This window comes from Chromobacterium sp. LK11, from assembly GCF_001043705.1.
Taxonomy (GTDB): domain Bacteria; phylum Pseudomonadota; class Gammaproteobacteria; order Burkholderiales; family Chromobacteriaceae; genus Chromobacterium; species Chromobacterium alkanivorans.
Genome location: NZ_LDUR01000003.1, coordinates 13083 through 29184, shown reverse-complemented (window position 1 = coordinate 29184; position 16102 = coordinate 13083). Strand labels below are relative to the sequence as shown.

Here is a 16102-nt window from a genome sequence, read left to right as displayed (position 1 = left end):
GGCGACCGCCTTATTTATGCATCAAGGACAGGAATTCACGGCGCAGATTGGCGTCGCTGAGGAAGGAGCCGCGCATCACGCTATTGGTCATCTTGCTGTTGCTGTCCTTGACCCCGCGCCAGTGCATGCAGAAGTGGTCGGCCTCCATCACGATGGCCAGGCCGTCCGGCTGCAGCTTCTTCATCAGCAGGTCGGCGATCTGCGACACCGCCTCTTCCTGGATTTGCGGACGGGTCATCACCCAGTCTATCAGCCGCGCGTACTTGGACAGGCCGATCAGATTGGAATGCTCATTGGGCATCACCCCCACCCAGACGCGGCCGATGATGGGGCACAGGTGGTGGGAGCAGGCGCTGCGCACCGTGATCGGGCCGACGATCATCAACTCGTTCAGCTTTTCCACATTGGGGAACTCGGTGCTGGCCGGCATCGGCACATAGCGGCCGCGGAAGACTTCCTTGATGAACATCTTGGCCACGCGCTTGGCGGTGTCCTGGGTGTTGTGGTCGTGTTCGGTGTCGATGACCAGGCTTTCCAGCACCGCTTTCAGTTTTTCCTGAACCTCGGATTGCAGCAGGTCCAGTTCGCCGTCCTCGATGTGGGCGGCGATATTGTCGTTGGCGTGAAAACGGACGCCGGCTTGCTGCAGGCGGCTGCGGATGCGCTGTGAGACCGGCAGATGGTCAACGGTATTGGTCTTGTTCATTGTGTTGGCAGTCTCGGATGCTTATTTATCATTTTGGCGCCGCCATGGCTGGCGGCTCTATCCATTGCGCATGACTTGGGGCGGGGCAGGCGGTGGGCGCCTCCCCGGAAGGCGGCGTGGTTGGAGCCTGACCGATGCGACAGGAACGCTCCATGTTAGCACAAGCGCCGGAGCGCATCCGCAGCCGATGCGTCTAGTAGAAACCCTTAGCCCGTCAGGGCTTGACGCGGGAAGTCCTTAATTTGACGGGCATGCAAAGTCAATGCCGGCGGCTGGCCGCAGCCGATCTTGCTGTCCTTTCGGACTGGGGCGCGCGCGGCGCGGCGGCTCCCTTCGCGCCGGCGCGAGCCTTGCCGCGCCGGAGGCGCGCCCGTCGGCGGCTGCGCCGTCGGCGCGTGTTGGCGTTTTCGACACAGAAATGATCCGGATTGTATTTCCGCCGGCCTGGATTACCACTCACATAACAAGGACAACTCATCTGGAGACAGTACGGTATGGACAGCCAAGCGCAAACCGGCCGGCAACGCTGGGCCCGGGACTATGTGTTCGACGCCTTGAGCCAATTGGGCATCCACCGCATTTTCGGCGTGCCGGGCACCAATGAAATTCCCATCATCGACGGCACCTCCTACCCGGAAAACCAGGTGGAGTACATCGAGTGCCTGCACGAAAACATCGCCATGGGCGCGGCGATGGGCTCGGCGCGGATGACCGGCAAGCCCGGCGTGGTGGTGGTGCACGTCACCCCGGGCATCGCCCACGGCATCGGCAATCTGTTCAACGCCTGGCGTTCGCAGGCGCCGCTGGTGATTCTGTGCTGCCAGCAGCAGAACGAGCTGGTCACCCAGGAGCCTTTGCTGGCCTCCAATCTGGTGGACCTGGCGCGGCAATACACCAAGTGGGCGCATGAGGTGCGCACCGAGCAGGAACTGCCTATGGTGTTGCAGCGCGCCTTCAAGGAGGCGATGGCGCCGCCCAACGGCCCGGTGTTCGTCGCCATTCCCTGGGAATTCACCATGCGCCGCATCGGCGACGGCGACCGCCTGCCCGGCATTACCCGCATCTCCCCGCATTTCGTCGCCGACGCCGACGCCATCCGCCAGGCGGCCGCCATGCTGCGCGAGGCGGCCAACCCGCTGATCGTGGTGGGCGACGCCGCCGGCTACGCCGAAGCCTGGCCGGAACTGCAGGCGCTGGCGGAGTTGATAGGCGCGCCGGTGTCGCTGCAAACCTTCAGCAGCCTGGCCAACTTTCCCAACGGCGATTACCACTGGCAGGGCGAGCTGCCCGGCGGGCAGAAAGATCTGCAGCAAGTGTTCGCCGGCCACGACGTCGCCTTCTTGTGCGGCTTCAGCAACCAGGCCCAGGTCACCGTGTTCAAGTACAGCGACGGCCCGCTGATCCCGCCCTCGGTGCGTCAGGTTTACCTGAGCAACAACAGCTGGGACATCGGCAAGAACTACTACGGCGAGTGCGCGCTGTTCGGCGACATCAAGGCCACCTTGCCGCTGCTGAACCGGGAGATCGGCGAGCAGCCGTCGGCGGCCACGCGGCAGCGCAATCTGTCGCTGCGGCAAAAGTCCGAAGCGCGGCGGCTGCAGTGGGACGTCTATCTGCGCGAGGCGATGCGGCAGCAAGAAATCTGGGCGGTGGTGATCGCCGACGCGCTGCGCCTGGAAATCAGCGAACGCCGGCTGGAAAAGCAATTCGTCTACGTGCACGAGGCGGTGTCGGACCCGGCGCCGTTCCAATACCTGCTGCCCTTCACCGAAGAGGCCGCCGCGCCGATCAGCTACTACTGCGTCGGCGGCGGCTCGCTGGGCTGGTCCATGCCCGCCACCCTGGGCATCAAGCTGGAAGCGCAAGGCTGCCAGGGCATAGACACCCGTTTCGTGGTGGCGGCCACCGGCGACGGCTCCTCGCTGTTCTACCCGCAAACCTGGTGGACCGCGCAGCACCGTCAGCTGGGCGTGCTCTACATCATCACCAACAACCACGAATACCACACCCTGCAAATGGGGCTGCAGCAAGTGGAGGCGATGTACGGCGACGCGCCCGGCTACGGCTGGCAGGCGCGCACCCAGGACCCGGAATACCTGCGCATCCACCGGCCCAAGCCGGACTTCGTCGCGCTGGCCAAGGCCTTCGGCGGCATGGAGGGCGAGGTGGTGGTCCATCCGGAGGCGGTGCGCGCCGCGGTGCGGCGCGGGCTGGACCACGCGCTGGCCGGCCGCGCCTACGTGCTGGACATGCAGACCGTGGGCCTGGACCAGCCGCCGCCGACGCCGCAGCAGGCCAACGCCCGCTACCGCCATCAGCCGCGATTGGACTGTTTCCACGTGCCGGACGGGGACGTCCAGCGCAACACGGACAACGGCCGGCCGGCCAATGTGCCGGTGATCTTCTGATCCCGGCCCCACTCAGCGAGGACAAGCAAAATGGCCAGCGAAAACATAGACATCGCCATTGTCGGCGGCGGCGTGTCCGGCGTGTACAGCGCCTGGCGGCTGCAACAACACTATCCCCAGCTCAAGATCGCGGTGTTCGAGGCCAGCGATCACATCGGTGGCCGGCTGCTGTCGGTGCGGCCGCCGGACATCCCGGACATGGTGGCGGAGCTGGGCGGCATGCGCATCCTGCCGGAAGTGCAGCCGCTGATCTACGACCTGATCCAGGAGTTGAACGCGCTGCTGCCGGCGCCGGAGCAGATCGAGCTCTACCGCTTCCCGGTGGACGAGCCGCAAAACATCGCCTATCTGCGCGGCGTCTACCTGCGCTTGCAGGACTTCACCACCGAGCCGGACAAGGTGCCGTACCGGCTCAACTTTCTGGACCGGGGCCAAACCGGCGGCGGCGTCATCATCGACGCCATCGAGCAGATCGTGCCCGGCATCACCAATAAATCGCTGACCGAGGAGGAGCGCCGGCTGATGGCGCAGAGCGCCAGCTTCGGCGGCGTGCCGCTGTACCAGCAGGGCTTCTGGAACGTGCTGTTCCGCGTGATCACCGGCGAGGCCTATCAGTACGCCGAAGACACCGGCGGCTACGACACCACGCTGTGCAACTGGAACGCCGCCGACGCCATCCCCTGGTTTCTGTCCGACTTCGGCGTGTCGGCGCAATACATGGGTTTTTGCAACGGCTTCCAGCAAGTGCCGCTGGTGTTGGCCCAGTTGTTCCAACAGGCCGGCGGCGAGGTGAGGCTGGAAGCGCCGGTCAGCGGCGTGACGCGCAGCGGGCAGGGCTTCCAGTTCCAGGCGCAAGGCCAGACCGTGTCCGCCAAAACCCTGATCCTGGCGATGCCGCGCCGCGCGCTGGAACTGCTGTCCGCCACCAGCCCCTGGCTGCAGGAGGCCGCGCGCTTCCAGCAATTGACGGCCAGCGTCACGCCGCGGCCGCTGTTCAAGTTGTTCACCACCTACAACAGCCCCTGGTGGCTCAATACCGGCTACAGCACGGCCGACGGCGACTACGTGCCGGTCAAGTCCGGCCGCTCCGTCACCGATTTGCCGGTGCGCCAGACCTATTACTGGCCGCGCAGCAACGGCCTGCCCGCCTTGCACGGCCACGCCATGTTGCTGGCCAGCTACGACGACGGCGACAACACCGGCTTTTGGGATGGCTTGCGCGGCCGCCGCCACAGCGCCTGGAAGAAGGGGCTGGAAGTGGCCGAGCTGGCCGATCCCTTCATCGGCGCGGACGACCAGGTGCGCGCCAAGGAGCTGAGCTGGCACCGCTACAAGGCCCCGCGGATGATGACCGAGGAAGTCACCCGCCAGCTGACGGTGATGCACAGCCTGTCCTACACGCCCAAGGTGCGCAACGCCGCCTTCCGCGACTGGGGCGACGACCCCTACGGCGGCGGCTGGAACAGCTGGAACATCGGAGTGAAGAGCTGGGAGGTGAAGCGGCAGATCATCCAGCCGCTGGACGGCCAGCCGCTGTATGTGTGCGGCGAAGCCTATTCCGACGCTCAGGGCTGGGTGGAGGGGGCCTTGCAGACCGCGGACATGATGTTGGCCAAGTTGGTCTGAGAACCTGTTTACGATCTGCTGCGCGTCGGCGATACAGCGTTGAAAACGTCTTCGAAATGCTCATGTACCACGTGTACATTCCGCTTTCTCAGCCATTTTCGCCTTGTCTCGCCTTAGCTCGCGAGATCGTAAACAGGTTCTGAGAACCGGTTCAAGGTTCGCCGCGCCGCGGCGCTTCCGTAAGCGGGACAGACGCGGTCTGTCCCGCTTGGCGCGCGGCCCGGCGCGCGCTACCATACCGTTTTCGCGCGGCGATCCCGCCGCGCATGTTCCGAGGTAATCGTCCGATGCGCCATTGATGCCGCCGTCCCCCCTGGACGGCCACGTTCTCCGCCCCCTGCGCGCAGGGGAATGTTAGGCATCCCTGGAAGCTTCATGACCCACACCCATCTCACTTTGGACGATGTGTCCTATCTGCTGCCCGATGGCAGAGTTCTGTTCAGCCAGCTCAATATGGTGTTCCACCCCCAGCGCATCGCCCTGGTGGGCCGCAACGGCGTGGGCAAGACCGTGCTGGCGCGCTTGCTGGCCGGCGAGCTGCAACCCAGCGCCGGCCGCTGCCTGCGCGGCGGGACGGCGCATTACCTGGCGCAGAGGGCCGGCGCGCCGCGGGGCGGCACCGCCGCCGGCCTGGCCGGACTGCAAGCGCCGCTGGACGCGCTGGCGCGCATCGAGGCCGGCGGCGTCGACGCGCGCGATTTCGAACTGCTGGCCGAACGCTGGGACCTGCGCCAGCGGCTGGAACGCGAATGGCGGTGCTGCGGCCTGGGCCATCTGCGCCCGGAGACGCCGGCCGGCGCGCTCAGCGGCGGCGAGGCCGCGCGGGCGGCCTTGAGCGGGGCGATGCTGTCCGACGCCGATTTCCTGATCCTGGACGAGCCCAGCAATCACCTGGACCGGGATCAGCGGCAGGCGCTGATCGAGCAACTGTCCCGCTGGCCGCGCGGCCTGCTGCTGATCAGCCACGATCGTCAGCTGCTGGCGCGGATGGAGCGCATCGTCGAACTGTCGCCGCAGGGCCTGACCGGCTACGGCGGCGCTTACGATTTTTACGCAGAACAGAAGGCGGGGGAGCAGGCGCGCGCGCAGTCGCTGCTGGAACAGCGCAAACAAGAGCGCTTGCGCGGACAGCGGGCGCTGCGCGAACAGCAGGAAAGGCAAGAGCGGCGGCAGGCCCGCGGCGATAAGCGCGGCCGCGAGGCCAATCAGGCCAGCATCCTGCTGGACCGCCAGCAGCAGCGCAGCGAAGCCAGCGCCGGCAAGCTGCGGCGGCAACAGGCCGCGACGCGGGAAGCGCTGGACCAGGCGGTGCGCGAGGCCGCCCGGCGGGCGGAAGACGAGGCGGCGGTGGTGGTGCACGCCTTGCCGCAGGGGCGGGCGCTGCCGCGCGTCGCCGTCGCGCTGGACGAGGTGGAGCTGCCGTTCGCGCCGCCGGCCACGCGCCGCGTCCATCTCAGTCTGGGCGGCGGCCGCCGCATCGGCGTCGTCGGCGCCAACGGCTGCGGCAAGTCCACCTTGCTCAAGGTGCTGGCCGGGCAATTGCGCCCGCTGGCCGGCCGGGCGCGGGTTCCGGCCGGCTGCGCTTACCTGGCCCAGGACCTGGACGGGCTGGACTCCGGACGCGGCGCGATCGAACAGCTGCTGGCCGCCAATCCGGCGGCCGGGGAAAGCCGGCTGCGCATGCTGCTGGCCCAACTGGGGCTGGACGCCGGACTGGCTGCGCGGCCCTGCGGCCTGCTCAGCGGCGGCGAGCGGCTGAAGGCGGCGCTGGCCCGCGCGCTCTACGCCGATCCGCCGCCGCCGTTGCTGCTGCTGGACGAACCCAGCAATCATCTGGACCTGCCGTCCTTGCAAGCGCTGGAAGCGATGCTGCGCAATTACCGCGGCGGCCTGCTGGTGGTGTCGCACGACGACGCCTTCCTGGACGCGCTGGGCCTGGACGGCTGGCTGACGGCGGACGAGAACGGCTGGCGGCTGCGGGACGGCGCGGAGCGGGACGCGGGGGGCATCGATAAAAGTTCGTTTTAGGTAATTTAACGTACAGATATACTAAAAACGCATGAATATAGTTAAAGCGCTGACGAAAACCGTCGGCGCTTTTTCATTCCAGTGACACGCAGGCTGGCTGGATGACGAGGCGGATGGGCGAGGCATTTGGGTGGGTGCGGAGATTCCCCGGAGGCGCGGCGGCCGCTTGGCGGCTCAGCGGCGAAGGCCTCTTGCCGGCGTGAAGCCGATAGGGAGCGCGGACCGCATATTGCCTCCAGTCGCAGAACGCGCCGCCGGTATCCGCTCCATCCAGACGACGGCGCCGCCAAGCCAAGCACGCCTCGGTCACAGTGCTCAAGCCAGGAGGACACCATGGCCCAACCGGAAGTGAACAAACTGCTGATGCGCGCGGTGAGCGATAACGATTTCCGCGCCAAGTTCTTGTCGGACCCCATCGCCGCGGCGAAGGACGCCGGCGCCAACAGCGCGACGGTCGCCGAATTGAAAAAGATCGACGTCGCGCGCTTGCGCGCCCAGTTCGACCACCTGACCCGGGTGTCCGGCGACTTGCTGGCCGGCTCGGTGGTGGCGGCCGGGCATAGCCGCGACTGGAGCGACCGCAGCAATATCCACGACAACGACGGCCACATCCACGACAAGGCGGCCAGCGTGTTTTCCCCGGGCGATCTGGTCACCAATCCGGCGGTGTCCACCACGCTGAACCCGGCGGCGGTGCGCGACGCGCTCAAGGACCCGCTGGTGCTCAAGGAAATCGAAAACAATCCCCAGATCAAGGCGGCCTTGAAACGCGGCGTCAAATAGCCGCGCGGCGAGCGGACCCCGGCGCGGCCAGCCGCGCCGGGACGGATTTTCTGGCGGCCCGCTTGCGGGCCCCTTTGTGGGGCGACGGCGATGATCATCCGGCTGACGGCTTCCTGCAACAACAAGTGTTTCTTCTGCATCGTGGACGACGAGATCGCCCAGCGGGCCTTCCGGCCGCTGGAGGAGATCGTGGCCGAGCTTGAGCGGGCGGCGCCGGACGAGGAAGTGGACATCTTCGGCGGCGAACCCACCATAGACCCGGTGTTCTGGCAGGTGCTGAGCGAGGCGCTGAAAACCGGCCGCCGCGTCAGCCTGGCCTCCAATGTGCGGCTGTTCTCCCACCGCCCGGCGGCGGAGCGGCTGGCGGCCATGGCCGACGGCCGGCTGGAAGTGCGCACCAGCCTGATGGGCCACAACGCCGAGCTGCACGACAAGCTCAACGGCGTGCGCGAGGGCGCGTTCCGGCAAACCCTGCGGGGCATCCGCCACCTCAGCGAGCTGGGCTTCGACATCCAGACCAATATCGTGATCCTGGCGGAAAACGTCGAACACCTGCTGGCCACCGGCGTGAGCGCGGTGGAGGCCGGCTCCTCGCGGCTCAAGTTCAGCGGCAGCGTGCGCACCGGCAAATTCATCGACTCCATCGCCGACCCGGCGCTGGTGCGCGAACGGCTGCGCACCATCGTGCCGCTGTTCCGCGCGCTGGGCGTGCCGGTGACGCTGGAGAAACTGGCGCCTTGCCTGATCCCGGACTTCCTGGACCTGCTGATCCGCGATTCCGATCCGGCGGTGGACACCCATCCCTGGTACGAGAAAACCCGCGCCTGCCGCGGCTGCCGGCTGGCCGACGCCTGTCCGGGCGCCGAGCGCGGCGCGCTGATCCGCCACGGCCAGGACTGGGTGCGGCCGCTGGCCGAAATCCCGGCGGAGCTGATAGACGAGGTGCGCGTCGCCGCGCTGGAGCGCTATCAGCCGCGGCGCGACAAGCCCTTTCTGCGGGTGTTGTTCGATCACCAGGACCTGTCCTCGCTGGGCCTCATCGCCAGCTTCTCGCGCCAGCATCCGCAACTCTATTTGATCGCCTAACCCGTCACCCGTCCGCGAGGCCCGTCATGAACCACGTCGTCACCCCGATTCGCCCGATTGAAGCGCAGGCGCCGCGCGCGGCTCCGGCCCCCGCCCAGCCGGACCGGGCCGGCATGGAGGACATTTTCGCCGACTTCCGGCTGCGCGACCGCTGGAAGCCCAATTACCGCGCCCGCGACGTCGGCGACGGCGTCTTCCTGTCCAGCGACCAGGGCAGCTGGGCGCTGCTGAGCCGGGACGAATACCGCGCGCTGCGCAGCATCGCCCTGCCCAGGGCCTTGCACGACATGCTGGAGGAGCGCGGCCTGATCCTCACCGCGCGCAACGCCGGCGCGGTGATGCGCGCCTACGAAGACTGGTCCGCCAATTATTTTCCCGGCACCGCGCTGCACATCATCGGCATGACGCGGCGCTGCAATCTGCGCTGCGCCTACTGCCACGCCGCCGTGGTGCGCGACAGTTCGGACCCGGCCCGCTACGACCTGGACGAGGCCACCGCGCGCGCCATCGTCGACTTCGCCTACCAATCGCCGTCCTCGCGCATCCATTTCGAATTCCAGGGCGGCGAAGCCACGCTCAACTTCGGCGCGGTGCGCTATCTGCACGCCTACGCGATGATCAAGAACCTGGCGCACAAGCGCGCCTTGTCCTTCTCCATCGTCAGCAACGGCGTGGACCTGCCGGACGAGGTGCTGGACTACCTGGCGGCCAGCCGCATCAACATCACCACCTCCATCGAGTTCGACGCCGCGGAGCATCCGTCGCTGCGCGTGGACTGGGACGGCCGCGGCCATTGGGACGACATCCGCCGCAACCGCGCCCGCATGCGCGAACGCGGCCTGGACGTGCCCTCGCTGATCGTGGTGGGGCGCAACAATCTGCACAAGCTGCGCGACTACGTCGACTTCGCGGTGGCGGAAGGGCAGTCGTCCATCTTCTTCTCCCCGGTGCAGAAAATGGGCTTCGCCAAGGGCAAATGGGACAGCGTGGGCATGGAGATGGACGAGTTCTTCGACGCCTGGCGCGACGCGCTGGACTACATCTTCTCGCTGTGGGACCAGGGCATTCTGCTGGAAGAACGCTATTTCTCGCTGGCGCTGGAAAAGCTGTTCAACAACCGCGACGTCAAATACGTGGACTTCCGCAACCCCAGCGGCATGGTGCTGGGCAATCTGGCCTACGACCACCTGGGCAACGTCTACGGCTGCGACGAGGGCCGCGGCCACGCCGATTTCCGCATCGGCAACGTGCACACCGACAGCTACGCCGCCGCGGTCAGCTCCGACAAGGCGCGCCAGCTGGTGTCCTACTCGCTGCGCGAGCACGACGCCTGCCAGGTGTGCGCCTACCGGCCTTATTGCGGCGTGTCCCCCATCGTCAGCAAGGGCGAAACCCATTCGCTGGACCCGCAGCCCTTGACCAGCTCCTGCTGTCAGCGCACCCGGCACCTGTTCGACTTCGTGGTGAAGCTGATGCGCGAGCGGCCGCAGCGCGTCGACCAGGCGCTGACCATCATCCGGATGAGCACCCAATGAGCGCCGCCCGAGACCTTCTCGCCGGCGAGTTGCTGGCCGGCGGCGAAGGCGCGCGCATCGCGGTGGAGGCGCTGGCGGTGCTGGCCGGCCTCAAGCCGCTGGCGCGCTTCACCGCCGGCCGCGACAGCGCCGCGCGGCTGTGCGCGCTGCTGGACGCCTGCGGCCTGCGCCACGGCCAATACGTGCCGCCGCCGGACGACTGGGGCTACCGCCACGCCACCGCGGCGGAGCGCGCCGCCTTCAGCCGCAGCGACGCGCGGGTCTATTACGCGCGGGACGCGGAGGCGCTGGAACAGGGGCTGGACGCCCAGCGGCGGCAAGACAATGTGGCGCTGGGACGGGCGCTGGGCTATCCGGCCTGCTGCATCGCCGCCAACGAATACTTCGGCGCCGCGCCGATGACCGATCTGCTGCGGGTGGCGCGCACCCCGGGCGGGCGCGACTGGCGGCTCAATGTGTTCCTGACCGAGATGGAAGTGGGGCGCGGCTCGCCGTATTACCTGATCTCCCACTTCCCCTGCCACCTGGGCTGCCGCGCCAGCATAGACTACGCCGCGGCGCTGCTGGACGCGCTGCGCGACGCCGTCCCGGCCTTCGCCGCCCAGCTGGAGCGCCTGTTGCCGCTGCCGCTGCTGCTGCGCGACGAGGAAGCGCCGCCGGAGGCGCGGCGTTACGGCAATTTCGGCGCCCAGCTCTACGGCGGCGGCGTGGGCGACGCGGTGTTCTATCAGGGCTGGCGGCCGTTGCGCGCCAGCGACCGTCTGCCGGAGGCCCGGCTGGACCAGGGCGATTGCATCGCATGGCAACAGGAGGACTTATGCGTGCTCAGCGCGCGGGACGGGCGCGAAGTGGCGAGGCTGCCCACGGAACGCTGGCATTTGGTGGCCTTTCAATAGCCGCGGCGGCCGCCGCCTCGCCCGAGGGCTTGCGCGCCGTGCTGCCGCAGCTGACCCAGGCGGCGCGGGTGGACCTGGCGCTGACCCTGGCCGGCGCCAAGCCGCTGGCGCGGGTGTCCTGCGCCTACCGCGACGCGGAGCGCGTGATCGGCGCGCTGCGGCGGCTGGGCCTGGCCGCTCGCCGCTGGGAACGGGCGCTGCGGCCGGCGGTGGCGGACGCCGACGACTACGTGGTGTCCGCCGTGGCCTGCGACGAGGCGGCCGCGCCGGACGCGCGCGCCTTCGTCTTCGCCGCCCGCGACGGGGAACTGGCGGAGCTGGCCGCGCGCTTCACCGACGACGACCTGATCGCCGGCCGCCTGCTGGGCTATCCGGACTGCTGCGTGCAAGCCTATCTGGCGCATCGCGAGCATCACCACGCGCGGCTGGAGCCGGCCTTCGCCGGCGACGGCGGCGCGTCGCCGTACTGGACCAACACCATGCTGGACGTGTTCGGCTGGCATCTGCTCAGCCACTTTCCCTGCCGCGCCGACTGCGCGGCCAGCCGCGCCCAGGCGATGCGCCATTGGGAGGCGCTGTGCCGGCTAGACCCCGGCTTCGGCCTGGCCGCGGTGCGCCATCTGCGCAGCCTGGTGCTGCGTCATCCGCGGCTGGGAATGGTTTACGGCCAGCCGCTGGCGGACGGCGGCCTGCTGCTCTTGGGCGGCTCCGCCGCCTTCCGCGCCGCGCTGGGCGGCGCCGAGCGGGTGGAGCGCCGGCCCGGCCGGCTCGAGCGCGGCGGCCAGGCGGTGAGCGGCGTGGAAACCTTCGACTTCACCGCGGGCAGCGACGATGGACACCCCGTTTGACGAACTCGCCGCCAGCGCCGCCTGCCCGGGCGATCCGGACGGGCTGGCGCTGCTGGAAAGCTGCGCGGCCCAGGCCTGGCGGCGCAGCCTGCGCGCCTTTCTCGAACGCCTCGCGCCGGCCATCGCCTTGCCGGCGGGCGCGGCGCGGGCGCTGAGCGCCATGGCCGAGGCGGAGCCGGACTTCGAACGCTGGTGGCATCCGTCGCTGGGCGCGCTGGCCCAGGCCGAACGCCAGCCCCGCGCCGGCTTCCTGCTGGCCTGCGCGCTGGAGATCGCCTGGCACGCGCACCAGAGCGGCGTCGCCGGCGAGTGGCGCGCGCATTGGAACCCGGCGCGCGCGCTGACGCTGCCGGACCGGATCGCCGACGTCCGCGCGCTCTGCGTCGCCGCGGACGGATGGCGGCTGAACCTGAGCGCCGCCGGCGCCGACGGCGCGCGGCTGGCTTTGAGCATTGAGTCGCGGCCCTGGGGCGGGGCGGATAGAAGCCCGGCGCTGGCCGCCTATCCGGCGCGCACCCCGGACGACCGCCAGCAAGCCGCCGGCGATCCGGACGCGGAGGCCGGCCGGGCGCTGGCCGCCGGGCTGGCCTTGATCGAGCAGGGCGCGCCGGCCTACGGACCCTGGGTGCGCCGCCTGGTGCGCCAGGTCCGGCCGCTGCGGCGAAGCGGCGGCCAGGTGTCCAGCTGGAGCAGCCTGCATTATCCGGGGCTGGTGTCGATGACGCTGTTCGCCTCGCCGCTGGACATGGCGGAAACCCTGGTCCACGAAGCCAGCCATCAGCACTTCCACTTGCTGGACCGGCTGTTTCCGCTGAGCGAGCGCGGCGCCGAGGAATGGCTGTATTCCCCGGTCAAGCGCCGCCGGCGGCCGGCCGCGATGCTGCTGCTGGCTTACCACGCCTTCGGCAACGTGGCGCTGTTCTTCGACGCCTTGCGGCGCAACGGCCGGCTGGCGGAGGCCGACTGGCGCCACCACATGGCGGATTTGAACGACTGGCTGCCGCGCATGGCCGCCGAGCTGGAGCGGGCGCGCAGCCTGAGTCCGGCCGGGCGGCGCTTCCTGGACGCGCTGCAGCGTCGCTTGCGGTCGCTGCCGACGCCCGCGGCGGCCTTGAACGAGGAGATCGCGCGATGACCCCTGAAATCGCCCGCGCCTATTCCAACCCTTTCGAAGCCTTCGACGAGGACTGGCACGCCGGCTGGACGCGACAGCTGCGCGGCCGGCAATTGAACGCCTTTCTTGAGCACTGGCGGCCGCTGCTGCAACGCCACGCGCCCGGCGTCGCCCCGGCCTTGTCGGAAATGGCCGCCGCCATGCTGGCCGCGGACGGTGGCGACGCGGCTGAGACCGCGCGGCTGAGCGAGCTGGCCGCGCACCCGTTTTGCAATCTGCGGGCGCTGCGCGAGGACGAGGCCCGCCAGCCGGACCTGCTGCTGTCGCGCGCGCTGCAATGCGCGCTGCACTGGGCCGCGCACCGGCCCGGCCGCGAATGCCACTTGCGGCTGTCCCGGCCGCTGGCGCTGGGCTTCGCCGGCTACGCGCTGCCGCCCGCCGTGGCCTACCGCGTCAGCGGCGACGCGGAACGGCTGGAAATCCGGCTGGACACCGCCGCGCACACGCAACGCGGCTGCGCTTTCGAACGTACGGACGAGGGCTGGCGCAGCGTGACCGGCCCGGCGCGCAAGCTGCCGGTCGTCGCCCTGGGCGAGGCCGGGCCGGATATCGTGCTGCGGCCCTTGCCGCGCAGCCTGCTGAACCCGGACCCGGAGGTAGTGCCGCCCAGTCCCGGCTGCGCCGCTGTGCTGGGCCGGGCGGTGACGCTGATCGCCCTGCATTCCCCGGCCTACCTCCGCTGGATAGCCCGCCTGTTGCGGGTGGTGTCGCCGCTGCGGCTGGAGCCGGGCAAGTTCAACAGCGAAACCTATTCCATGCTCAACGGCGCGCTGTACATGACCATTCACCCGGACCCCTTGCGTTGCGCCGAAACCCTGGTGCACGAAGTCAGCCACGATTATCTGCACCAGCTGGCGGCGATGGGGCCGTTGAGCGATCCCGCGCTGGGCGAAAGCTTCCATTCCCCGGCGCGCGGCGTGCAAAGGCCGACGCTGGGCATCCTCAAGGCCCACCACGCCTTCGTCAACGTGCTGATTTTCTATTACCGGCTGATCATGGCCGGCGTCGCGGTGCGGAGCGAACTGGCGCGCAATGTGGCGGAACTGGAGGACTGGCGCGCGCGGATGGAGGACTCGCTGGACCGGGCGCGGGCGTTGACCGAGTTGGGGCAGGCGCTGTGGCGGCCGCTGGCGCTGCGGGCGGACCAGTTCCGCGCGCTGGCCGGCCGCGACGCCGCGCTGCATTGCGCATAGGGGAAAACCATGTTGGAAAACGTGCTGTTCTTCGAGCAACCGTACCGCCACTTCCTCTGCTTCGACACCTTCGACGAGAAGGTGGCCGAGCAAGCCGGCGCGGTGCTGAGCGGACCGCTGCCCTGGGAGGAGCGGACGGGCGATTTCTTCGTCACCTACCGGCTGGATCTGCGCCGGCTCTACCAGCTGCGGCCGGACGCGCCGGCCTTTGTGCGGGACGATTTCCTGGAGGACTTGCGCGAGCAGATGCAGATTCTGTTCGAGGTGCCGCTGTCCGCGGAGGATATCCAGGTGCTGGGCCACCGCATGGTGCCGGGCCAGCGCATAGGCGTGCACAACGACAATCCCGGCCTGGGTTACGAAGGCTACCGCGTGGTGGTGCAATTCACCCGCGGCCATAGTCCGGAGGACGGCGGCCTGCTCAATATCCACGCCGGCGACGAGCCGGACGCCGTTTACCAGAGCATCCGCCCCTATCCCAATATGGCCTTCGGCTTCGAGATGAGCGCCCACTCCTACCATTCGGTGTCGGCGTTGACGCGGCAGCCGCGCGACGCGCTGATCTTCAATTTCTGGCACCAGGGCAATACCCCGGCGGTGGAGCGCCGGGTGCGGCAAACCCTGGCGCAGCTGTTTCCGGACGCCGCGCTCGCCGCGTCCGACCCGGCCGAGCGCGGCCTGCATCGCGACGGCGACATGGCGGCGACGCCAAACTGGCCGGCGCCGCGCGCGGCCCAGGCCTTGCTGGCGGAGTGGGGCATGGGCGGCGCGGCGCAAGCGGCCGGCCTGCTGCTGGCCGCCGCCCGTTCCTGCGCGGCGGAGCCCGTCCGCGCGCCGGAAGTGGGCGCGGCGCTGGCGCGGCTAGGCTTCGCGCCCGAGGCGCCGCTGCCGGTCAGCGAGGCCATCCACGCCGCGGCGCAGGCCAATGTCGGCCTGAGCACGGACCCGGACACCCTGCGCGCCGCGCTGGTGCTGGCGGTATGGGTGGCCAGCGCGCCCAGCCGCATGTTCACCCACGAGCATTGGCGCCGCTGCGCCGCCCAGGTGCGCCCCTGGGCGCATCGCTTGCCGATACGCGCGATGCATCTGGCCGAGACGCTGTTCCCGGAGTGGCCGCGGGAGGGCGCGGGCTAGGGCGGCCGGCGTCCGCTCAAGCCTTGCCGGCGGCGATCCGCAGCGGGGTCATGGCGACGGCCAGCGAGGCCAGCAGCCGCTCGCGCGGCACGCCGTCGCGCGCCTGCACCGAGACGCCGTGCAATTGCGCGGCGTAGAAATCGCCCAGGGCGTCCACATCCGCGTCCGGCCCCAGCTGGCCGTCGGCCACGCCGCGCCGCAGCCGCTCCGTCACCGATTGCGTGCGCGCCTGGCGCTGCGCGCGCAGCCATTCCAGCACCCCGTCGTTCTGCTCCGAGCAATTGGTGGCCGCCGACACCACCATGCAGCCGTGCGGCAGATCGTCCCGGGTGTAGAGCGCCACGGCGTCGGCCAGCATTCGCTGGATGGCGGCCACCACGTCGTCCTCCTGGCTCAGGGCCAGATCGGCGAAGCCGCCGTCCCCGGCGGCGTAGAGCGCCACCGCCTCGCGGAACAATTCCTCCTTGCTGCCGAAGGCCGCGTAGATCCGGGCCGAAGCGATGCCCAGCGCCGCCACCAGATCCGACATCGACGTGCCCTCGTAGCCGCGCCGCCAAAAGGCCAGCATCGCCTGTCGCAACGCCTGGTCCCGGTCAAACTCCCTGGGCCTGCCCGCCATCTTTTCGCCTCGCTCGAATCATGTTGGACGGAATTTTATCGCGCTCCGCCGTTGACGTGTAGCCTG

13 protein-coding genes are annotated in these 16102 nt (G+C 69.2%); 11 read left to right on the top strand and 2 right to left on the bottom strand.

What is annotated here, in order from left to right; translation table 11 throughout:
• Positions 1-10: 10 nt before the first annotated feature.
• Positions 11-706 carry a GTP cyclohydrolase I gene (folE, locus tag VK98_RS01535; RefSeq protein WP_048412363.1) on the bottom strand — a complete coding sequence of 232 codons (696 nt, stop codon included), beginning with the start codon at positions 704-706 and terminating at the stop codon, positions 11-13.
• A 494-nt stretch (positions 707-1200) separates the two neighbouring features.
• On the opposite strand from folE, the gene VK98_RS01530 reads away from it, so the two are divergent.
• From VK98_RS01530 to VK98_RS22610, 11 genes are all read left to right on the top strand, one after another.
• The gene (locus VK98_RS01530) at positions 1201-3114 is read left to right on the top strand and encodes a thiamine pyrophosphate-binding protein (RefSeq protein ID WP_048412362.1); all 1914 of its coding nucleotides are present in this window, start codon (positions 1201-1203) and stop codon (positions 3112-3114) included.
• A 30-nt stretch (positions 3115-3144) separates the two neighbouring features.
• Positions 3145-4740, top strand: a complete 1596-nt coding sequence (locus VK98_RS01525; protein ID WP_048412361.1) for an FAD-dependent oxidoreductase — start codon at positions 3145-3147, stop codon at positions 4738-4740.
• Positions 4741-5115: 375 nt separating this feature from the next.
• On the top strand, positions 5116-6768 hold the full coding sequence (locus tag VK98_RS01520) for an ATP-binding cassette domain-containing protein (RefSeq protein WP_048412360.1): 1653 nt from the start codon (positions 5116-5118) through the stop codon (positions 6766-6768).
• Between the two features lie 333 nt (positions 6769-7101).
• Positions 7102-7551 (top strand): Os1348 family NHLP clan protein, encoded by a 450-nt coding sequence (locus VK98_RS01515; protein WP_019102112.1) that lies wholly within the window; start codon positions 7102-7104, stop codon positions 7549-7551.
• A 90-nt stretch (positions 7552-7641) separates the two neighbouring features.
• Positions 7642-8637: a radical SAM protein gene (locus tag VK98_RS01510; RefSeq protein WP_048412359.1), complete on the top strand. Its 996-nt coding sequence runs from the start codon at positions 7642-7644 to the stop codon at positions 8635-8637.
• Positions 8638-8663: 26 nt separating this feature from the next.
• Positions 8664-10172, top strand: a complete 1509-nt coding sequence (locus VK98_RS01505; RefSeq protein ID WP_048412358.1) for a radical SAM protein — start codon at positions 8664-8666, stop codon at positions 10170-10172.
• Positions 10169-11068, top strand: a complete 900-nt coding sequence (locus tag VK98_RS01500; RefSeq protein ID WP_048412357.1) for a hypothetical protein — start codon at positions 10169-10171, stop codon at positions 11066-11068. Before VK98_RS01505 ends, VK98_RS01500 begins: the two co-directional genes overlap by 4 nt.
• 38 nt (positions 11069-11106) lie before the next feature.
• Positions 11107-11916, top strand: coding sequence for a hypothetical protein (locus VK98_RS01495; protein WP_156187729.1), 810 nt, complete (start codon positions 11107-11109; stop codon positions 11914-11916).
• Positions 11900-13051 (top strand): HEXXH motif-containing putative peptide modification protein, encoded by a 1152-nt coding sequence (locus VK98_RS01490; RefSeq protein WP_048412355.1) that lies wholly within the window; start codon positions 11900-11902, stop codon positions 13049-13051. Before VK98_RS01495 ends, VK98_RS01490 begins: the two co-directional genes overlap by 17 nt.
• Positions 13048-14283, top strand: coding sequence for an HEXXH motif-containing putative peptide modification protein (locus tag VK98_RS01485; RefSeq protein ID WP_048412354.1), 1236 nt, complete (start codon positions 13048-13050; stop codon positions 14281-14283). The genes VK98_RS01490 and VK98_RS01485 overlap by 4 nt, the downstream gene beginning before the upstream one ends.
• A gap of 9 nt (positions 14284-14292) precedes the next feature.
• Positions 14293-15417 (top strand): 2OG-Fe(II) oxygenase family protein, encoded by a 1125-nt coding sequence (locus VK98_RS22610; protein WP_053077166.1) that lies wholly within the window; start codon positions 14293-14295, stop codon positions 15415-15417.
• Positions 15418-15433: 16 nt separating this feature from the next.
• Here the strand turns inward: VK98_RS22610 and VK98_RS01475 are convergent, their stop codons facing one another.
• Positions 15434-16036: a TetR/AcrR family transcriptional regulator gene (locus VK98_RS01475; RefSeq protein ID WP_048412353.1), complete on the bottom strand. Its 603-nt coding sequence runs from the start codon at positions 16034-16036 to the stop codon at positions 15434-15436.
• Positions 16037-16102 lie beyond the last annotated feature (66 nt).